The 20,396-nt window shown below is 71.9% G+C and carries 16 protein-coding genes; 11 read left to right on the top strand and 5 right to left on the bottom strand.

The features are described 5' to 3' along the window. The first annotated feature begins 34 nt into the window (after positions 1-34). From ICC28_RS22035 to ICC28_RS22060, 6 genes are read left to right on the top strand one after another with little or no spacing between them, the layout of a single operon-like run. Positions 35-1,321, top strand: a complete 1,287-nt coding sequence (locus ICC28_RS22035; RefSeq protein WP_188290381.1) for an ABC transporter substrate-binding protein — start codon at positions 35-37, stop codon at positions 1,319-1,321. Beyond that, positions 1,321-2,274, top strand: a complete 954-nt coding sequence (locus tag ICC28_RS22040) for a carbohydrate ABC transporter permease (protein WP_188290382.1) — start codon at positions 1,321-1,323, stop codon at positions 2,272-2,274. The genes ICC28_RS22035 and ICC28_RS22040 overlap by 1 nt, the downstream gene beginning before the upstream one ends. 14 nt (positions 2,275-2,288) lie before the next feature. After that, positions 2,289-3,143, top strand: coding sequence for a carbohydrate ABC transporter permease (locus ICC28_RS22045; protein ID WP_188290383.1), 855 nt, complete (start codon positions 2,289-2,291; stop codon positions 3,141-3,143). Continuing rightward, on the top strand, positions 3,140-6,166 hold the full coding sequence (locus ICC28_RS22050) for a glycoside hydrolase family 2 TIM barrel-domain containing protein (RefSeq protein ID WP_188290384.1): 3,027 nt from the start codon (positions 3,140-3,142) through the stop codon (positions 6,164-6,166). Before ICC28_RS22045 ends, ICC28_RS22050 begins: the two co-directional genes overlap by 4 nt. A 33-nt stretch (positions 6,167-6,199) precedes the next feature. Next, a complete protein-coding gene (locus ICC28_RS22055; RefSeq protein WP_188290385.1) occupies positions 6,200-8,041 on the top strand; it encodes a LamG-like jellyroll fold domain-containing protein in 1,842 nt (613 codons plus the stop codon). A 25-nt stretch (positions 8,042-8,066) separates the two neighbouring features. After that, positions 8,067-9,740, top strand: coding sequence for a PHP domain-containing protein (locus tag ICC28_RS22060; RefSeq protein WP_188290386.1), 1,674 nt, complete (start codon positions 8,067-8,069; stop codon positions 9,738-9,740). A 43-nt stretch (positions 9,741-9,783) separates the two neighbouring features. On the opposite strand, the gene ICC28_RS22065 is transcribed toward ICC28_RS22060, so the two are convergent. Genes ICC28_RS22065 through ICC28_RS22080 form a run of 4 tightly spaced genes read right to left on the bottom strand, consistent with a single transcriptional unit; the run spans position 9,784 to position 13,537 of the window. Beyond that, positions 9,784-10,239 carry a MaoC family dehydratase gene (locus tag ICC28_RS22065; protein WP_188290387.1) on the bottom strand — a complete coding sequence of 152 codons (456 nt, stop codon included), beginning with the start codon at positions 10,237-10,239 and terminating at the stop codon, positions 9,784-9,786. Between the two features lie 8 nt (positions 10,240-10,247). Continuing rightward, the gene (gene menE / locus ICC28_RS22070) at positions 10,248-11,732 is read right to left on the bottom strand and encodes an o-succinylbenzoate--CoA ligase (protein WP_188290388.1); all 1,485 of its coding nucleotides are present in this window, start codon (positions 11,730-11,732) and stop codon (positions 10,248-10,250) included. 12 nt (positions 11,733-11,744) lie between these two features. Continuing rightward, positions 11,745-12,620 carry an amidohydrolase family protein gene (locus tag ICC28_RS22075; RefSeq protein ID WP_188290389.1) on the bottom strand — a complete coding sequence of 292 codons (876 nt, stop codon included), beginning with the start codon at positions 12,618-12,620 and terminating at the stop codon, positions 11,745-11,747. After that, the gene (locus tag ICC28_RS22080; RefSeq protein ID WP_317454060.1) at positions 12,620-13,537 is read right to left on the bottom strand and encodes an SDR family NAD(P)-dependent oxidoreductase; all 918 of its coding nucleotides are present in this window, start codon (positions 13,535-13,537) and stop codon (positions 12,620-12,622) included. The genes ICC28_RS22075 and ICC28_RS22080 overlap by 1 nt, the downstream gene beginning before the upstream one ends. Before the next feature lie 203 nt (positions 13,538-13,740). Here ICC28_RS22080 and ICC28_RS22085 point away from each other — a divergent pair, with 203 nt between their 5' ends. The 3 genes from ICC28_RS22085 (at position 13,741) to ICC28_RS22095 (ending at position 16,461) form a co-directional block, all read left to right on the top strand. Continuing rightward, positions 13,741-14,205, top strand: coding sequence for a MarR family winged helix-turn-helix transcriptional regulator (locus ICC28_RS22085; RefSeq protein ID WP_223189229.1), 465 nt, complete (start codon positions 13,741-13,743; stop codon positions 14,203-14,205). Between the two features lie 145 nt (positions 14,206-14,350). After that, entirely contained in the window at positions 14,351-15,721 is a 1,371-nt protein-coding gene (locus ICC28_RS22090) for an alpha/beta hydrolase family protein (RefSeq protein WP_223189230.1), read from the top strand. Continuing rightward, positions 15,718-16,461 carry an IclR family transcriptional regulator gene (locus ICC28_RS22095; RefSeq protein ID WP_188290391.1) on the top strand — a complete coding sequence of 248 codons (744 nt, stop codon included), beginning with the start codon at positions 15,718-15,720 and terminating at the stop codon, positions 16,459-16,461. Before ICC28_RS22090 ends, ICC28_RS22095 begins: the two co-directional genes overlap by 4 nt. 9 nt (positions 16,462-16,470) lie before the next feature. On the opposite strand, the gene ICC28_RS22100 is transcribed toward ICC28_RS22095, so the two are convergent. After that, the gene (locus ICC28_RS22100; RefSeq protein WP_188290392.1) at positions 16,471-18,237 is read right to left on the bottom strand and encodes a sulfatase-like hydrolase/transferase; all 1,767 of its coding nucleotides are present in this window, start codon (positions 18,235-18,237) and stop codon (positions 16,471-16,473) included. A 182-nt stretch (positions 18,238-18,419) separates the two neighbouring features. On the opposite strand from ICC28_RS22100, the gene ICC28_RS22105 reads away from it, so the two are divergent. Both ICC28_RS22105 and ICC28_RS22110 read left to right on the top strand, forming a co-directional pair. Further along, positions 18,420-19,715: a sensor histidine kinase gene (locus ICC28_RS22105; protein ID WP_188290393.1), complete on the top strand. Its 1,296-nt coding sequence runs from the start codon at positions 18,420-18,422 to the stop codon at positions 19,713-19,715. After that, positions 19,712-20,380, top strand: a complete 669-nt coding sequence (locus ICC28_RS22110) for a response regulator (RefSeq protein ID WP_188290394.1) — start codon at positions 19,712-19,714, stop codon at positions 20,378-20,380. The genes ICC28_RS22105 and ICC28_RS22110 overlap by 4 nt, the downstream gene beginning before the upstream one ends. Positions 20,381-20,396: the final 16 nt, after the last annotated feature.

Here is a 20,396-nt window from a genome sequence, read left to right on the forward strand (position 1 = left end):
CCGAATGGAACGAACCCGAAAGGCGGTGGGAGCTGTGCGGCTCTCACGAAGAGGCCTGCTGCGCGCGGGCCTGGCCGGTACGGCCGCCACGGCGCTCGGCGGACTGGCGTCCGGCTGCGCCGTACCGACCGGCTCCACCGGCCGGAACATGGTGCTCTGGTACTGGAGCGGCGGCCTGAGCGACACGGTCGTCAAGAACGCCAAGGCGCGCTACGACAGCGCCGTGGAGCTCAGGGCCGTCCAGATCGGCGGCTACTACCGCTCCAAGCTGATCACCACGATGGCCGGCAACGCCCACATCCCCGACATCGCCGGGCTCAAGGGCGAGGACATGGCGTCCTACCTGCCCAACGCGGACCAGTTCGTCGACCTGCGCACGCTGGGCGCGGAGAAGTTCAAGAGCCAGTACCTGGAATGGAAGTGGGACCAGGGCATCGCGGACGACGGCTCGATGATCGGCTTCCCGATCGACTGCGGGCCGGTCGCGCACCTCTACCAGTACGACGTGTTCCGCAAGGCCGGACTGCCCTACGAACCCGCCGACGTCTCCGCCGAGTTGAACACCTGGGAGAAGTTCTTCGCCGCCGGTGAGCGGCTGAAGAAGCGGCTCCCGGGCACCGACCTGCTCACCGACATCACCTCCGTCTTCGAGAACGCGGTGAACCAGGGCAGCGAGCGGTACGTCGACAGGGACCGCCACTTCATCGGCGACCGGCAGCACGTGCGCGACGCCTGGGCGCTGGCGGTCGAGGCCAAGCGGCGCGGGATCGTCTCCAACCTGGTCAGCGGCACCCCCGACCAGCTGTCGGCGATCGAGAGCGGCAGGCTGCCCAGCCAACTCGGCGCCTCCTGGGCCACCTTCGACATCAAGAACGGCGTGCCGAAGACCGAGGGCCGCTGGCGGGTTGCCGACATGCCCGTGCGGCCCGCCAACAACGGCGGCTCGTTCCTGTCGATCACCCGGGCGTGCCGGGAGCCCGAGCGGGCCTTCGAGATCATCACCTGGATCCTCAACGCGGCCAACCAGGCCCAGGGTTACCTCGACGCGGGCCTCTTCCCCTCCACACCTGCCTCGTACGGCATGCGGCAACTCCGGGAACCCGACCCCTTCTTCGGCGGCCAGGTCACCACCGACGTCTTCGGACCGGCCGCGCAGAAGATCGCCGTCGCCTACAACAGCCCGTACGACATCGCACTCGGGCAGCCCGTCAAGGACGAGATCAAGAACGTCGGTGTCCTCGGCAAGGACCCCGAGAAGGCCTGGAGTGACGCCATGAGCAAGTGCCGGCGCATCGCGAAGCACCTGGGGGTGAGCTACTGATGGCCGTCCTCGAACAGACCCCGCCCACCGTGGCCCCGGCCACGCCCGTCCGCCCGAAGTCGGCCCTGCGCAAGTACTGGCACCTCTACGCCGCGATCTCCCCGTTCTACCTGCTCTTCCTCTGCTTCGGGCTGATCCCGGTCGGCTTCTCGCTCTACCTGTCCCTCCACCGCTGGGACGGCCTCGGCTCGATGGAGTGGGCGGGCCTGTCGCAGTACCAGTACCTGCTCAGCGACACCGACTTCTGGAACGCGATCGGGAACACGGTCGTCATCTGGGCGCTGGCCACCTTCCCCATGATCTTCCTGGCCATGGTGACGGCCGTGATGCTCAACTCTGCGGTCCGCTTCAAGAGCGTGTACCGCGTCGCCTACTTCCTGCCGAACATCACCTCGGTGGTGGCGCTCGCCATCGTCTTCGGCTCGATCTTCTCCACCAACTTCGGCCTGGTGAACGCCGTGCTCCAGGCGGTGGGCATCGACCAGGTGGCCTGGCTGAACACGCCCTGGGGCATCAAGGTCGCCATCGCCTCCCTGATGACCTGGCAGTGGACCGGCTACAACGCGATCATCTTCCTCGCCGGACTCCAGACCGTCCCGAGCGACCTGTACGAGGCGGCGCGGATGGACGGCGCCGGTCCCGTGCAGACCTTCTTCCGGATCACGCTGCCGCTGCTGCGGCCGACGCTGCTGTTCGTGCTCGTCGTCTCCACGGTCACCGGCCTGCAGAGCTTCTCCGAGCCGCAGGTGCTGCTGCAGACCACCGCCAACGACTCGACGTTCGCGGGCGGTCCGGGCCACGCGGGCCAGACGATGGTCCTCTACTTCTTCCAGCAGACCTTCGACAACAACGACTTCGGGTACGGCGCCGCGGTGGCGTGGGGCATCTTCCTGGTCGTCGTCCTCTTCTCGATCGTCAACTGGCGCCTGGTGCGGCGCCGGGGCGAAGACTAGGAAGGCCGCGCATCATGGCAACCGTCAAGAGAGCATCCGTCAAGGGGTCCCGCCGCAGAGGGATCGCGCTGCACGCCGGGCTGATCGCCGGCACCCTGCTCTCGGCCTTCCCGTTCTACTGGGCCGTGATCATGTCGACGCACTCCACGTCGGAGATCTTCTCCTACCCGCCGAAGCTGCTGCCGGGCACGCACTTCCTGGAGAACGTCCGCGGCCTGTTCGACGCCGTCGACTTCTTCGGCTCGATGGCGAACTCGCTGCTGGTCGCGACGGCGGTGACCTTCCTGGTCCTGTTCTTCGACTCGCTGGCCGCGTTCGTCTTCGCCAAGTTCCGGTTCCCGGGCCGGAAGCTGCTGTTCGCGCTGCTCATGATGATCTTCATGGTGCCTGCGCAGCTGGCGGCCATCCCGCAGTTCGTCATCATGGCGAGGATCGGCTGGATCGGTTCGATGACCGCGCTGATCGTGCCGGCGGCGGCCAACGCGTTCGGCATCTTCTGGATGCGCCAGTACATGCGCAGCGCCATCCACGACGAACTCCTCGACGCCTCCCGGCTGGACGGCGCGAACTTCCTGCGCCAGTACTGGCACGTGGCACTCCCCGTGGTCCGCCCGGGCCTGGCCTTCCTCGGCATCTTCACCTTCATGGGCCAGTGGAACGACTACGCCTGGCCCCTGATCGCCCTCACCAACCCGGACAACGTGACCCTGCAGGTCGCGCTCTCCCAGCTCAACGGCACCCACGGCACCACCGACTACGGCATCGTCATGACCGGCGCCCTGCTCGCCCTGGTCCCGCTGCTGGTCGTCTTCGCGATCGGCGCCCGGCAGATCATCGGCGACCTCGCCAAGGGGGCCGTGCGCGGATGAATCCCCTGCTGGCGCTGCGCCCCTGGGAGGCGCCCGAGCTGACCTCCTGGCGGCGGCTCCCGATGAACTCCGTGGACCGGCGGGCCGGTGCGCTGCGGCTCGACGACACGTGGCGGTTCCAGTTGCTGCCGTCGCCGGACACGCCCGTCGGGGACGGCTGGTCCTCGGCGTACGTGCCGGGCGCCTGGACCCTCCAGGACTCCGGTGACCTTCCGCAGTACACCAACGTGCGGATGCCGTTCGCCGAGGTCCCGCCCCACGTGCCCGAGGCGAACCCGACGGGGGTGTACGAGCGCGAGGTGGAGGTGCCCGTCGCGTGGGCGGGGCGGCGGATCGTGCTCCAGGTCGGTGCGGCCGAGAGCGTGCTGCTGGTGGAGGTGGACGGGCGGCCTGCCGGGATCTCCAAGGACTCCCATCTCGCGGCCGAGTTCGATCTGACGTCCCTGGTGCGGCCCGGCTCCACGGCGACCGTGCGGCTGACCGTCGTGAAGTGGTCCGACGCCTCGCACATCGAGGACCAGGACCAGTGGTGGCACGGCGGCATCACCCGGTCGGTGCTGTTGTACGCGACCGACCCGCTGTATCTGGCGGACGTCACGGTACGGGCCCGCGCGGACGGCGAGCTGCGCGTGGACTGCCAGGTGCGCGGTGACCTGTCGGCCGGGTGGTATGTCACAGGGCACCTGGACGGCCGGCCCCTCGCGCAGGACGCCGACTTCGACCGGCTCAACGCCGAGGAGGAGCGCGTCTCCGCCTTCCTCGGCGAGGCGCGGATCGTGGCCGCCGTCCCCGAGGTGCGCCGGTGGACGGCCGAGACGCCTGAGCTGTACGGCCTCGCCGTCCGGCTGCACCGCGCCGACGGAACGGTCGCCGACACCTCGTACCACCGCATCGGCTTCCGTGACGTCGAGATCGTCGGCCGGGACCTGCTGGTCAACGGTGAGCGGATCTACATCCGGGGCGTGAACCGGCACGACTTCCACCCGCTCACCGGGCGGACGGTCTCCTACGACGACCTGCGCGCCGACCTGGTGCTGCTCAAGCGCTTCGGCTTCAACGCGATCCGCACCGCGCACTACCCCAACGACCCCGCGCTGTACGACCTCGCGGACGAACTCGGCTTCTACGTGGTCGACGAGGCGGACATCGAGTCGCACGACCACGCCCACGAGATCGCCGACGACCCGCGCTATCTGAACGCCTTCGTGGGCCGGGTGTCGCGGATGGTGCTGCGGGACAAGAACCACCCGTCGGTGATCATCTGGTCGCTGGGCAACGAGTCCGACTACGGAGCCAACCACGACGCGGCGGCGGGCTGGCTGCGCCGGCACGATCCGACGCGGCCGGTGCAGTACGAGGGGGCGGCCAAGCTGGACTGGGCGGCGACGGACGACGCCTCCGACCTCGCCTGCCCGATGTACGCGCCGATCGAGGACTGTGTCGCGCACGCGCTCTCCGGCGAGCAGACACGGCCCCTGATCCAGTGCGAGTACTCGCACGCCATGGGCAACAGCAACGGCACCCTGGCCGACACCTGGGCGGCCATCGAGTCCACGCCGGGGCTTCAGGGCGGGTTCATCTGGGAGTTCTGGGACCACGGAATCCTGCAACGCGTGAACGATGGAAGACCGGTCGGGCGTGGGGGCTCCGGGCTGTACGACAACGGTGTCACCGCGCCCGGATACCGATGGGCGTACGGCGGCGACTTCGGCGAGGCGATCCATGACGGCGCGTTCATCGCCGACGGGATCGTCTTCCCGGACCGCACGCCCAAGCCGGTGATGTACGAACACCGGGAGATCGCGGCGCCGGTGCTGTTGCAGTGTTACCGGCACGAGGGGCTGGTGGTCGAGAACCATCAGTGCTTCCGGGGCCTTGACTGGCTCGCCGCCCGCTGGGAGCTGGCGCTCGCCGACGGGCGGACGCTCACCGCCCCGGCCGAGCTGCCGGATCTGCGGCCCGGCGAGACGGCGACGGTGCCGCTGCCCTTCGAGCTGCCGGACGACGGCGGTGAGGCCTGGGTGACGCTGCGGGTGACCACGCGGGACGACGAGCCGTGGGCGCCGCGCGGCACGGAGGTGTGCGCGCCGCAGTTGCGGCTGCGGGGGCCGGTGGCTTTGGAGGATCGTTTCTCCGGAGCCGGAGCCGGAGCCAGAGCCGGAGCCAGGGCCGCTGCCGGTGCTGATGCCAGTGCCGCCGCCGGTGCTGGTGCCGGTGCCAGTGCCAGTGCCGGTGCCAGTGCCGCCGCCGGTCCTGGCGCCTCGGTCGAGGTCGACGACGAGGGGCTCCTCGTCCACCCCCTGCTCACGGCCGCCCCCGCCCTCTCCCTGTGGCGGGCGCCCACCGACAACGACGAGCTGGGCGGCATCGCCGCGCACTGGCGCGCCTGGGGACTGGACTCGCTCGTCCGCAAGGTCGACGACGTGCGGCGGAGCGGCGGAAGCGTGACCGTGCGCGCCGAGTACGCCGGCAGCGGCGGCGTGGTGCGTCACACGCAGGTGTTCACCCCGGTCGAGGGCGCCCTCCTGGTCGAGGAGTCGACCGAGCTGCCCGAGCGGTTCCACGACGTGGCCCGGATCGGCTCCGTGTTCGAGACGGTGCCGGGGCTCGACCTGCTGGAGTGGTTCGGGCAGGGCCCCTGGGAGTCGTACCCGGACCGCAGCGCGGGGGCGCCGGTCGGCCACCATCGCCTGCCCGTGGACGAACTGTTCACCCCGTACCTGCGCCCGCAGGAGAGCGGCGGCCGGCACGGTGTACGGCACTTCACGCTGTCGGCGCCGGACGCCACCGGGCTCGCCGTACACCTGGACGAGCCCCGGCAGGTCTCGGTGACCCGGTACCGCGCCGAGGACCTCGCCGCGGCCGCGCACCACGACGAACTGGTCCCGCTCCCGGGGTGCGTGGTGCACCTCGACGCGGCCCACCGAGGGCTCGGCACCGCCTCGTGCGGGCCGGACACCTCGGCCCCGTACCTCATCCCGCCGGGCGTCCACCGCTGGAGCTGGACGCTGCGCGCCCTCTGAGTCCCCCGGTCCTCACCCTCCTACGGAGCACACGTGTGCACTTCGCCCGAACACGGGTCCGAGCATGCCCAGGCCGGCGCCGGGCGCCGCAACTTCCTGCGGGCCACCGCGCTGCTCGGCGCCGCCGCCACCGCGGGCCTCGCGCTGCCGACGGCGGCCGAGGCGGCAGAGGCGGCAGAGGCGGCCCCGGACGGCCGTCGGCGGCCGGACCCGGACAGCCGACGGTTCACGCTCGCCGTCATGCCGGACACGCAGTACCTCTTCGACGGGCCGAGCATCGACAAGGCCCCCGTCGAGGCCTCGCTGCGCTACCTGCTGGAGCAGGGCAGGGAGGAGAACATCGTCTTCCTGTCCCACCTGGGCGACCTCACCCAGAACGGGGCCGAGGCCGAAGTCTCCGCGGTCAGCGAGGCGTTCGGGCTGCTGGACCGGCGGGGCGTCGGCTACAGCGTGCTGGCCGGCAACCACGACGTGAAGTCGTCGACGACCGACCAGCGCGGTGCGACGCCGTACCTGAAGGCCTTCGGGCCGGACCGCTTCAGGGGCAGGCCCACGTTCGGGGGCGCGTCGGCCGACGGCTACAACACCTTCCACCTGTTCCGGGCGGGCGGCCGGGAGTGGCTGGTCCTCGCGCTGGACTGGCGGCTGTCGGAGCGGGGGTACGCGTGGGCGAAGGACGTTCTCGCCCGCCACCCGCGGACGCCGGTGATCCTCACCACGCACGAGCTGGTCGTCGCGGACGACACCCTCTCCGCCTACGGCCAGCAGCTGTGGAACCGGCTGATCAAGGACCACGACCAGATCTTCCTCACCCTCAACGGCCACTACTGGCCCGCCGCCCGCGCAACCCGCAAGAACGCGGCCGGACATGACGTCCATCTGCATCTGACGAACTACCAGAACCGCTACTTCGGCGGCGCCGCGATGATCCGGCTCTACCGCTTCGACCTGGACCGGAACGTCATCGACGTCGAGACGGTCTCGCCGTGGATCCTGGGCCGGGCCGCCAAGGGGCTCAACGCGCTGGAGCGGCAGGAGATGGAACTCAGCGGCGACGCCGACCGGTTCACGGTCGACATCGACTTCGCCGACCGCTTCTCCGGCTTCGCCCCGGTGCCGGCCCGTCCGGCGCGGCCCGCGTCGCGGATGCTGGTACCGGGCACGGTGGCCTACTGGCGCTTCGAGAGCGCGGTGACCGACACGGTCCGCGACCTGTCCGGCCGCGGCAACGACCTGGACCTCGTCACCGTGGGCGGCGGCACGCTGGGCTGGTCCGCCGACCACCACCCCGACCAGCCGGGCCACGGCAGCCTGGAGTTCCGGGGCCGCAAGTCGCCGCTGACGGGCGCGTATCTGCGTACGGTCGAGGGGGCGCCGCTGAACTCGGCCACCTTCAGGTCGGGTTACACCGTTGAGGCGTTCTACCGGCTGCCCGCCGACTGGGACCCCGCCCGCCACGCCTGGTCCGGCATCCTCGGCCGTACCGGCACGGGCGGTGCCGCGGGCAAGGCCGGCGACGACCCGGACGAGCCGCTGGCCACGCTGTCGCTGTCCAACGACCGTGAACCGCAGTGGGCCGTGCGCCCCCTGAACCAGGAGGGCATCGCCACCAACTGGGGCCAGGAGACACCCCTGGAGACCTGGTGGCACCTCGCGGTCGTCAACGACGGCAGGCACACCACGCTCTACGTCGAGGGCTGCCCGGTGGTCCGCAACCCGAAAGCGGCGGCGGTCGGACTCGCCTCGGTGGGCCTGCCCTGGCTGCTCGGCGGCTACGAGTACGCCGGGCGGATCGACCAGGTCTTCCACGGCCGGCTCGGCGACGTCCGGATCGTCGAACGGGCGCTGCCCGTCACGTCGTTCATGAACCACTGACACCCCCTCACGAAAGAGGCCACCCGTGACCGACCGGCAGCTGCCCGCCTGGGCCGACCCGTCCGTGTCCCCCGCGTCGCTCGACCCGCAGGGCCTGTCCCGGCGCGGACTCCTGCGCGGCGCGGGCCTGTTCGGCGCCGCCTTCGCCCTCGGCGCGGCGGCATCCCCCGCCTCCGCCTCGCCCGCCTCCGCCTCCCCCGGCCGGGACGACCCGCGGCTCGCCTACGTCGTCGGCGACCACCACGTCCACTCCGTGTACAGCCACGACGCCAAGTACACGTTCTCCCAACTCGCCGCCGCGGGCGCGGAGTACGGCCTGGACTGGATGGTGTTCACCGAGCACTCCAACGTCGGGCACGCGGAGTTCGGCGCCCGTCTGGAGCACCGGGAGATCCTCAAGGCCCGTGCCGAGAACCCGCGCCAGCTGATCTTCCAGGGGCTGGAGTGGTACATCCCGGCCGCCGAGCACTGCACGGTCTTCACCGCGCCCGGCCCGCACGAGGTCGACCTGCTCACCCGGTTCGAGAGCGCCTACGACGGCAAGCTGCTCGGCTACACCGACGGTTCGACGGACGGCGCCGACACCGCCCGCAACGAGGCCCACGCCGTCAAGGCGATCCGGTGGCTGGCCGAGCAGCGCCGCACCGGGTACGTCGACGACGTCCTGGTCCTCGCCAACCACCCGATGCGCCTGGGCATCGACTCCCCGCACGAGCTGCGGAACTGGCGGGACGCGGCCCCCGAGATCATGATCGGCATGGAGGGCGCGCCGGGCGCCCAGGGCGCGGCGCTGCCCGGCTGGCGGGGGTCCGCCTCGATCCGCGGCGAGTACGAGAACCAGCCGTCGGCGCAGTCCTGGCCCGGCTATCCGGCGGACGCGTACGTCACCTACGGCGGCTTCGACTGGGCGACCGCGACGGTGGGCGGCCTGTGGGACGCGATGCTGGCGGAGGGGCGGCTGTTCTCGATCACCACCAACTCCGACGCGCACCGCATCGTCTTCGACACCTGGAAGAACGGCGACTGGCCGGCCGGGCAGAACTTCGACAACACCGGCCGGCTGCCCGACCCGGTGAACACCGACACCCCCCAGCCCGGCAGCGACTTCTGGCCCGGCCAGTTCTCCCGCACCCACGTCGGCGTCACCCGCTACGGCTACCGCGCGGTGATGGCGGGCCTGCGCGCGGGCCGGGTCTGGCTGGACCACGGGCATCTGCTGGACGGCCTCGAGGTACGGCTCCGGCGCGCCTGCGACCACGGCCGCGGGGTCACCCTGGGCGGCCGACTGCGCGTCCGCAAGGGCGAGAAGCTCACGCTCGACGTGACCGTGACGTCCACCTCCCGGCCCAACCCGCAAGGAATCCTGCCCGAGTTGGCCCATGTGGACGTCATCCGGGGCGCGGTGCGCGGTGCGGCCGCCGACCGTGACTCCTGGCGGGCGCCCGACACCAGGGTCGTCGCCACGAAGGACGTCGGCGGCCGCAAGGGGACGTACACCCTGCGCATCCCGCTGACCGCCGGGGACGAGTCGTTCTACGTCCGGCTGCGCGGCAGCGACGGCAACCGGCACGGCGCGGGCTACCTGGGTGCCGCGGTCGACCCGCACGGGCCGGTTCCGCACGAGCCGGGCAACGGTGACCCGTGGGCCGACACCTGGTTCTACTCCAACCCCGTCTTCGTCGACGTGGCGGGAGCCTGACCGCGGCGGCGCGCCCTGTCGACCTCGCGCCGGTGCGCGAGGTTCAGGCGTAGAACCGCGACAGGCTCTGCAGCACGGCGACCGGCTTGGCGCCGCCCTCGATCTCGATCGTGCCGTCGACGGTGATCTGCACCCCGCCGGGCACGTCCTCGACCTCGGCGAGCCGGCCGGACAGGCGGATGCGGGAGCCGACCTTGACCGGGGACGGGAAACGCACCTTGTTCAGGCCGTAGTTGACCTTCGTGGTGACGCCCTGGACGTCGAGGAGTTCGGTGAACAGGGGGATGAAGAGGGAGAGGGTGAGGTAGCCGTGGGCGATGGGGGCGCCGAACGGGCCCTCGGCGGCGCGCTGCGGGTCGACGTGGATCCACTGGTGGTCGCCGGTGGCGTCGGCGAAGGTGTCGATGCGCTCCTGGGTGACCTCGATCCACTCGCTGGTGCCGAGGTCGGTGCCCGCGAGCTTCTTCAGTTCGTCGAGGCCGTTGACGGTGATGCTCATGGGGTTCCTTAGCTGTTGCCGTACCGGTTGCGGACACGGGACTTGAGGAGCTTTCCGGAGGCGGTGCGCGGGAGTTCGTCCGCGATCACCACCGATTTCGGGATCTTGTACTTGGCGAGGCGGCCCGCGAGGGAGGCCAGGACCTCGTCGGGGTCGGGCGTGGCGCCCTCGCGGGGGACGACGACCGCGCGCGGCACCTCGCCCCACTTGTCGTCCGGCACGCCGATGACCGCGCACTCGGCGATGTCCGGGTGGGCGAGGAGCAGGTCCTCGATCTCGGCCGGATAGATGTTCTCCCCGCCCGAGATGATCATGTCCTTGATGCGGTCGACGACGAAGACATAGCCCTCCTCGTCGACCCGGGCGGCGTCCCCGCTGCGGAACCAGCCGTTTGTGAAGCAGGTCGCCGTCTCCTCGGGCAGCCCCCAGTAGCCGGACATGACGTGCGGGCCGCGGACCACGATCTCGCCGGTCTCGCCGACGTCGACGGGCGCCAAGTCCGGCCGTACGACCCGTACGTCGCTGAAGAAGTGCGGGACGCCCGCCGAACCCGCCTTGGTGACCGCGTGTTCCGCGTCCAGGAAGAGGGTGCCGGGGGACGCCTCCGTCATGCCGTAGCCCTGGAGGAAGGTCAGGCCGCGTTCCTGGTAGGCGGCGATCAGCGGGGTCGGGACCGGGGAGCCGCCGCAGGTCAGCAGGCGCAGGGAGGACAGATCGGCGTCGGGCCAGCGAGGATGCCGGGCGATCTGCTCGAACATCGTCGGCACCCCGAACATGAAGGTGATCCGGTGCCGTTCGACCAGGTCGAAGGTGGCCGCCGGGTCGAAGGACTCGACCAGGACGCAGGTGCCGCCCTTGAGCAGCACCGGCAGCGTCAGCATGTTCAGGCCCGCCGTGTGGAACAACGGGGCGGAAACCAGGGCGCGTTCGTCGGCGATCAGGTCGGTGTCGACGAGGACGTTGACGGCGTTCCAGGTGAGGTTGCCGTGGGTGAGCATCGCACCCTTGGGGCGGCCGGTCGTGCCGGAGGTGTACATGATGATGCAGGTGTCGTCGGGGACGACCGGCTCGTCGATCGGCTCGTCGGAGGCCGCCGCGAGCGTCTCCTCGTACGCGGCGCCGACCTCGATGCGCACGCCGGTCCCGTCGCCGACTCCCGCGTACGACGGACCGTGGACCAGGGCCTTGGCGCCGGAGTCGGCGAGCTGGTAGTCGATCTCGGGGGCGGCGAGGCGGGTGTTGAGCGGGACGAAGACGGCGCCGAGCGTGCCCGCGGCGAACAGGGTCTCCAGGTAGGAGGGGTGGTTGGGGCCGAGGTAGGCGATTCGGTCGCCGCGCCGGACGCCCCGGGCGCGCAGGGCGTGGGCGAGGCGGGTGGTGCGCTCGTACAGCCGCGCGTAGGTGACGGTGGTGTCGCCGTGGACCAGGGCGGTGCGGTGCGGGGTCTTGCGGGCCCGGCGTGCGGGCCACGACCCCAGTCCCTCGTTGCGCATGGTCACGCCCCTTTACGGTTTCGTCAGCCCGAGCAGACGGGCGGCGTTCTCCTTGAGGATCTTCGGCCGGACCTCGTCCTTGATCGACAGCTTGGCGAAGTCGGCGAGCCAGCGGTCGGGGGTGAGGACGGGGAAGTCGGAGCCGAAGAGGACCTTGTCCTTGAGCAGGGTGTTGGCGTACTGCACGAGCTGCGGCGGGAAGTACTTCGGCGACCAACCGGACAGGTCGATGTGGACACCCGGCTTGTGCGTGGCGACGGCGAGGGCCTCGTCCTGCCACGGGAAGGACGGGTGCGCCAGGATGATCTTCAGATGCGGGAAGTCTGCGGCGACGTCGTCGACGTGGAGGGGGTTGGAGTACTTCAGGCGGATGCCGCCGCCGCCCGGGACCCCGGCGCCGATGCCGGTCTGGCCGGTGTGGAACAGGGCGATGGTGCCGGTCTCCTCGATGACCTCGTAGAGGTCGTAGGCCACGGAGCGGTCGTTGGGGAAGAAGCCCTGGATGCTGGGGTGGAACTTGAAGCCCTTGACCCCGTACTCCTCGACCAGCCGCCTGGCCCGCTTCACGCCCGCCCTGCCGCGGAAGGGGTCGACGGAGGCGAAGGGGATGAGGACGTCCGCGTTGGCAGCAGCGGCCTCGGCGACCTCCTCGTTGGGGACGGGGGGCGTGCCGGTGGCGGACTCGGCGTCCACCGTGAAGATCACGGCGGCCATGTTCCGCTCGCGGTAGTAGGCGGCCGTCTCCTCAAGGGTGGGCTTCCGCTTGCCCTCGACCTTGAAGTAGGCGGAGGAGGCGTCGTGCAGGTCGTCGTCGAGGGAGGCGTGACCCTTGGCGGAGACCTCCGCGTGGGTGTGGACGTCGATGGCGGTCAGGGAGTCGAGGTCCATCACGCCTCCGGGAGCTTCGGCGCGGGGATGCCGACCGTCTGGGGTTCGGCGCCGACCGAGGTGTGCCAGGCGGCGGCCAGCGTTTCGGGGGTCCAGCCGCCGTCGGCGTAGGCGGCGCGGATCTCCTGCGGATGCGACCAGAGTGCCACCTTGTCGCCGCCGATGCCGATGCACTGGCCGGTGACCTGGCGGGCCGCCGCGGAGGCGAGGAAGGGGACGAGGGCCGCGCAGTCCTCGGGGGTGCCGAACCCCTCGCCCTTGCGCAGGAAGTCGGGCAGCGGTGTGCCGTCGCGCAGGGCCTCGACGTACGGGGCGAAGACGGGGATGGTCTCGGTCATCGCGGTCGCGGCGACCGGCACGATCGCGTTGACGGTGATGCCCGCGCGGCCCAGCTCCATGGACCAGGTACGGGCCATGGCGGCGATGCCCGCCTTCGCGGCGGCGTAGTTGGTCTGCCCGAAGTTGCCGCGCTGCCCGGCCGGTGATCCCACGAGGATCAGGCTGCCGCCCTCGCCCTGCTCGCGCATGCGGACGGCGGCGGCGCGGGCGCAGGTGAAGGTGCCCCGCAGATGGGTGGCGACGACGGCGTCGAAGTCGTCGTCGGTCATCTTCCACAGCACCTTGTCGCGCAGGATGCCGGCGTTGGTGACCAGGACGTCCAGCCGTCCGAACTCGGTGACCGCGCGGGCCACGAGCCGGTCGGCGGCCTCGGCCGTGCCGACCGCGACGACCTCGGCGACGGCCGTGCCGCCCGCCTCGGTGATGGACTTCACAGCCTGCTCGGCCACGGCCTCGTCGACGTCGTTGACGACCACGCGGGCGCCGTGGGCGGCGAGGGCGTGCGCGTAGGCGAGGCCGAGGCCCCGGCCGCTGCCGGTGACGACGGCGACCTTGCCGGTGAGATCGATGGTGGGCACGGGCGAGTCCCTTCACGAGGTGATGCGGGGTGATGCGGGGTGAGGCCAGGAGATGCGGGGCGGTGCGGGGTGATGCCAAGCAATGCGGTGCGGTGCGGCGTGATGCGGGGTGACGCAAGTAATGCGCCGGAGATCGAAGCTAAGAGCAATAATTGGCGACGTCAATAGTTGTTCCTGGCCGCATGCTGCGAAAGACTGACCCCATGAAGACGACGGCGATCGACGCGAACGAACCGTGGATGCGTGCGCTGCACGCGGACACGGGCTATCTGCTCTACCGGCTGGGCCTGCGCTCCGGACAGCTGTTCAACGCCTGCCTCCAGGAATCCGGACTGCGCCTGCGCCACTACGCGGTGCTGCGGTTCCTGGCCACCGGCGAGGGCGCCCTCCAGCGGGAGCTGAGCGCCCGGCTCGGCTACGACCCGAGCGCGATCGTCGGCCTGGTCGACGACCTGGAGAAACTGGGCTTCGCCGAGCGCCGTCCCGCCCCCGACGACCGCCGCAGCCGGATCGTCGTCCTGACCGAGGACGGCCGCGGCTTCCTGCGCGACACCGACCAGGCCAGCCGTCGGGTGACGGGTGACCTGCTGGGCCCGCTCGACGCGGACGAGCGCGAGACCCTGCACGCCCTCCTGCTGCGCATCGCCGAGGAGAAGCCGGGGAACTGAGCCTGCGCAAATGACTGACGGCAGACCGCCCCGCGCGAGACCCACGGCAACACTCCGGAACCGTCCACGCCCCTCCCCCACCCTCGGCTTCGCTCGAGCGGGAGGGGACCCCCATCGTGACCCTCGCCCCGGAAGGGACCCCGCGTTGAGAACCTCCGTCGCCCTGACCGCCGTAGCCCTGTGCGCCGCGACCGCGCTTCCCGCGCAGGCCGCCGCGGACGCCCGCCCGCAGAGCCGTCTGGAGGGGCAACTCCCCTCCGGAGCGTCCTACTTGATGGACGTACCCGCCGACTGGAACGGCACCGTGCTGCTCTACAGCCACGGCTACCGGGCCGTCGGCTGGCCCAACCCCGCCGAGAACGCGCCCGATTCGGCGACCCGCGACAAGCTGCTGGACCAGGGGTACGCGCTCATCGGCTCCTCCTACGCCTCCACCGGCTGGGCCGTGACCGACGCCGTACCCGATCAACTGGCCACCCTGGACCTGTTCACCGAACGGTTCGGGGCCGCCCGGCGCACCCTCGCCTGGGGCACCTCCTACGGCGGCCTGGTCACCACCGTCCTCGCCGAGCGGCACGCCGACCGCTTCGACGGCTCCCTGTCGATGTGCGGGCTGGTGCAGGGCGGGGTGGCCAACTGGAACAGCACGCTCGACCCCGTGTTCGCGCTGAGAACCCTGCTCGGCACGGACGTCCCGCTGACCGGTTTCGCCGACCAGGCCGAGGCGCAGAGCGCCGCGCGGACGCTCGCCGACGACGTCACCGCCGCCCAGCGGACGCCCGAGGGCCGCGCCCGTATCGCGCTCGCCGCCGCCCTGCACAACATCCCCGGCCACAACGACCCCGCGCAGAACAAGCCCGCTCCGACGGACTGGGCCGCCCAGCAGGCCAACCAGTACCCGGCCGTCCTCGGACTCGTCCAACTGCCCGCCTTCGGCTGGCGCCAGGAGGCCGAGAGCCGGGCGGGCGGCAACCCCTCCTGGAACACCGGCGTCGACTACACCGCGATGCTCCACCGCTCGCCGCTGTACAAGGAGGTCACCGAGCTGTACAAGGAGGCGGGCGCTTCCCTGCGCGCCGACCTCAAGGCCCTCAACCGCGCCCCGCGGATCTCCGCCGACCCCGCGGCCGTACGGTGGATGCGCGCCACCGGCGTCTTCAACGGCCGCCTCACCAAACCCCAGTTGAACATCCACACCACCGGAGACGCCCTGATTCCGGTCCAGGCCGAGAGCGCCTACCGGCGGGCCGCCGGCGCGGCGGGCTCGGGCGCGCTGCTGCGCCAGGCCTATGTCGACGCCCCCGGCCACTGCACCTTCGGCCCGGGCGAGATGACGGGCGCCCTGCACGCGCTGGAGGACCGCCTCGACACGGGCCGCTGGAACACCTCGCCCGCTGCCCTCAACTCCCGCGCCGAGCAGGCGGATCCGGGAGGCGAGGCACGCTACGTCCCCTACCGTCCCACCTCGTATCCGCGTCCCCACGACCTGGCCCACCCCGGAGACGCCCGGCCATGACCCCCCGCTCCGCGCCCGACCGGCTGCTGTCCGTGCTCGCCGCGTTCGACCACGAGCACCCGGCCCTGAGCCTGACGGACATCAGCCGGCGGGCCGGGCTCAGCCTCAGCACCGCGCACCGGCTCGTGGGCGCCCTGACGCAATGGGGCGCCCTGGAGCGGGACGACTCCGGTGTCTACCACGTCGGGCTGCGGCTGTGGGAGCTCGCGGCGCTCGCCCCGCGCGGGCTCGCGCTGCGGCAGGTCGCGCTGCCGTACCTGGAGGACCTGTACGAAGCGACGCACGAGAACGTGCAGTTGGCGGTCGGCGACGGCACGGAGGTCGTGTACATCGAGTGGCTTTCCGGGCGGTCGGCGGTCGACGTGCACATCCGGGTCGGCGCACGCTGGCCCCTGCACGCCACCGGCGTCGGGCTCGCGCTCCTGGCGCACGACGACCCCGGTTTCCAGAAGGAGTACTGCGCGGGACCGCTGGCCTCGTTCACCCCGTACACGATCACCGAGCCGGCGCGGCTGCGCCGGGTGCTGGCGGAAGTGCGGCGCACCGGGGTCGCGGTGAGCAGCCGTCAGGTCACCGAGGACGCCCTGTCGGTGGCCGCCCCGGTGCGCGATGCGGACGGGCGGGTGGTCGCGGCCGTGTCCGTCGTCGTGCCGCAACGCGGAGCGCAGGTGCCGGTGTTGGCGCCGGCGGTGCGGATCGCGGCGCGGGGGATCTCGCGAGGGCTGGGCTGGCGGCCCTGAGAGGTCGAGTCAGCCCGGTGTCGTGCGGGCCGTGTACGTCACTTCCTCCCCCGCGTGATGGGCGGTGGCCCGGCAGGCGAGTGTCGTGTCGGAGGTGACCCGGGCCGGGGTGAACTGCCAGCGGACCGTGAGCCGTTCGCCCACGGCGAGGCGGGGTGCGGTGACCGGGTCCAGCGCGCGGACGTGCCAGCCGCCCGGGGCCCGCAGGATGAGGCGGAGGGCGGTCCAGGGGCGGGCGGAGCCGTTGGCGAGGGTGGCGGTGACCGTGAACCGGCCGGTCACGTCGAGAGTCAGGCCGAACGGCTCGCGCGGACGGGGCGTCGGCGCCCATGACTGACGCATCAGCCTCACCAGCGCGGCGGTCCGGGCCGGCCGGGCGGCGGCGAGGTCGTGCCGTTCGCCGGGGTCGCGCGCGAGGTCGTACAGCTCCACGTCCCACTGGTCGTCAGGGGCGGTCCGGTCGCCGCCGGGCGCGAACCGCACCGCCTTCAGATCGCCGCGTCTGAGCGCCTCCGCGAGGCGGCGGCCCCGGCCGTGGTCGACGGCGTCGGCGCGCGGGGTGACTCCGCTGTGGTGGCGATAGAAGTACAGGTGGTCGTGGCGGGCCGCGTGCCCGGAACCGCGCAGCAGCGGGGCGAGCGAGAGGCCGTCGACGTCCGTCGGGGCGGGGGCGCCGGCCAGGTCGGCGAGGGTGGGCAGCACGTCGGTGAGCGGGGTGGGCCGGTCGGTGGTGCCGGACGGCACGCGCCGCGGGGACCAGGCGATGAGCGGCACGCGGATGCCGCCCTCGTACAGGTTGCGCTTGTAGCCGCGCAACGGGCCGCTCGCGTCGAAGCGTTCGGGATCGGTGCCGCCCTCCTCGTGCGGGCCGTTGTCGCTGGTGACGAGGACGAGGGTGCGGTGGGCGATACCGAGGTCGGTGAGCCGGTCGACGACCTTGCCGACGAGGGTGTCGAAGGAGGTGACCTGGGCGGCATGCCGCCGGTCGGGGCCGGGCCAGGGGCGGTCGGCGTACTCGCCCTCGTCGGGGACCTGGCTGGGGGCGTGCGGCGCGGTCGGGGTGAGGTGGAGCAGGAACGGCTCGGCGCGGTGCGCGTCGAGGAAGGCCAGCGCCCGCTCCTCGATGAGATCGGGCGCGTAGACCTCGCGGGCGCCGCCGCGGTTGGCGGGGATCTCCTGCCGGGTGCCGTTGTGCCACAGGTAAGCGGGGTAGTAGTCGTGGGCGTGGCGGTGGCCGAGGTAGCCGTAGAACTCCTCGAAGCCGCGGGAGTTGGGGTGGCTCGGCTGGTCCGGCCGCTCGGGGCCGAAGCCCCACTTGCCGATGAGGCCGGTGCGGTAGCCGAGTGCCCGCAGTGCCTCGGCGAAGGTGAAGTCCCTTTCGGTGAGCGCCCCTTGGCCGCCCGGTCCCCATGGGTTCTCCCGCACGGTGGCGTGGCCGCCGTGCAGTCCGGTGAGCAGCGAGCAGCGCGAGGGCGCGCAGACGGGGGCGGTGGCGTAGGCGTCGGTGAAGCGCAGGCCCTCGGCGGCGAGGGCGTCCAGGCGCGGGGTGCGGATGAGTCGCTGGCCGTAGGAGCCGAGTTCGCCGTAGCCGAGGTCGTCGGCGAGGATCACGACGAAGTTGAGCCGGTCCGCACCCGCTTGCGCGGCCGGCACGGCGGGGGCGCGCGGGGCCTCCGAGGGCCGCGGCGCCGCGTCGTCGGCCTCGCACGCCACGGACCCCGTGGCCACGGCCGGCACGGCTGCGGCCGCGGTGAGGAATCGGCGGCGGCTCGGCATACGTGACTCCCGCGGTGGGCGCTGTGTGTCCGAACGTAAGAGGCACTGCCCCGGTCCGTGGTTCCGGCCCCGCGGCATCGGAACGATCACAACCGGAGGGGACGATATCCCTCTCACCGGTGAGGACCCGGCCGCCCGGCCGCCGGAATACTGGAACGTCCCCCGGCCCCGAGGAGCCGCCGATGCCCCCGCCGTCCTGGATCACACCGCTCGTCGCACGACTGCGCACCACCAGCCCCTACGTCGTCGACACCGCCCTCGCCGCGCTCGTGCTGTTCGCCGTCTCCCTGCAGTGGCTCTTCCCCGACGAGGGCGACGACCGGCTGACCTGGCAGGGCTGGCTGCTCGGGGCGGCCACGGCGGTGCCGCTGGTGTGGCGGCGGCGGGCCGCCATGACGACCGCCTGCGTGGTGTCGGCGGCCACCCCCGCCATGGCGGTCTACCACGCGCCCCCGCCGGACGTGAGCTACGGCGGCATGGTCGTCCTGTACACGCTGGCCGCCCGCGGCCCGGCCTGGCAGCGGCGGCTGATGCTGGCGGGCTGGCTGGCCGGGACCACCCTGACCATGCAGCACAAGGAGGACGCCCTCCCCTTCGAGTACGCCTTCCATCTGATGGGCGTCCTGTGCGCCTACGGGCTCGGGGTGCTCGCCCGGGTGCAGCGCGCCTACACCGCCGCGCTGGAGGACCGGGCCCGGCGCCTGGAGCGGGAGCGGGCCGCCGACACCGCGCGGGCCATCGCCCGGGAACGCTCCCGCATCGCCCGTGACATGCACGACATCCTGGCCCACGCGGTGAGCCTCATGGTCGTGCAGGCGGAGGCCGGTCCGGTGGTGGTACGCAGTGATCCGGCGCGCGCGGAAGCCGCGTTCGACGCGATCGCGGAGACCGGACGCGATGCGATGTCCCAGCTCAGAAGGATCCTCGGGGTACTCAAGGAGGACTCCGCCGCGCACCGGCTGCCCCAGCCGGGCCCGGAGGCAGTGACCGCCCTGGTCCGCCAGGTCACCGAATCCACCGGCCTCCAGGTGCGCCTACGGACCACCGGCCACCCGCGCCCGCTGCCCCCCGACACCGGCGTCGCCGCCTACCGCGTCGTCCAGGAAGCCCTCACCAACACCGTCAAGCACGCGTACGCTACCGGCGCCACGGTCGAACTCGACTGGACGGAGGAAGCGTTGACCCTGACGGTCACGGACGACGGAAGAGGCCCGACACCGCCGGGCGACGGGGGCGACCGATTGCGGCAGGGACCTGCCGACCTGGGCCCCGGCGGGCAGGGGGCGACGGGGAGAGACGCGGGCCCGAGCGGGTACGGGCCGGGGGCGCAGAACCTCGGTGGGTACGGGCTGATCGGGATCCGGGAGCGGGCCGCCGCCTGCGGGGGGAGCGCGTATGCCGGGCCCGGTCCGGACGGCGGTTTCCGGGTCGTCGTGCGGCTGCCCGTGGCCGCCGACCGGGAGGCGGCGCTCGGGTGAGCATCCGCGTGGTCGTCGCCGACGACCAGGAACTGGTCCGCAGCGGCTTCAGCATGATCCTGGAGGCGCAGGCGGACATCAAGGTGGTCGCCGAGGCCGGCGACGGCGTCGAGGCGGTGGCCGCGGTGCAGGCGCACGCGCCGGACGTGCTGCTCCTCGACATCCGTATGCCGGAGATGGACGGCCTGGAGGCCGCCCGGCGGGTGTGTTCCCAGTCGGCCTGCAAGGTGGTCATGCTGACCACGTTCGACCTGGACGAGTACGTGTACGAGGCGCTGTACGCGGGGGCCAGCGGCTTCCTCCTCAAGGACGTGCGCCGGGACGACCTGGTGCACGCGGTGCGTGTGGTCGCCGCCGGGGACTCCCTGCTCGCCCCGGCGGTGACCCGCCGTCTGGTCGCCGACATCGTCCACCGCCGTCGGACGGAGGCCGCCGCCGACGTCACGCCCCAGCGCCTGGAGGTCCTGACGGCCCGCGAGGTGGAGACCCTGCGGCTGCTCGCCCGGGGCCTGTCCAACGCGGAGATCGCCACCAGCCTGTTCGTCAGCGAGCACACGGTGAAGACCCACGTCAGCAACGTGCTCGGCAAGTTGGGCCTCCGGGACCGGGTCCAGGCGGTGATCTGCGCGTACGAGACGGGCCTGGTGACACCGGGAGCGTACTAGGTGTATTGATCACGAG

The organism is Streptomyces sp. TRM68416 (assembly GCF_014596915.1).
Classification (GTDB): domain Bacteria; phylum Actinomycetota; class Actinomycetes; order Streptomycetales; family Streptomycetaceae; genus Streptomyces.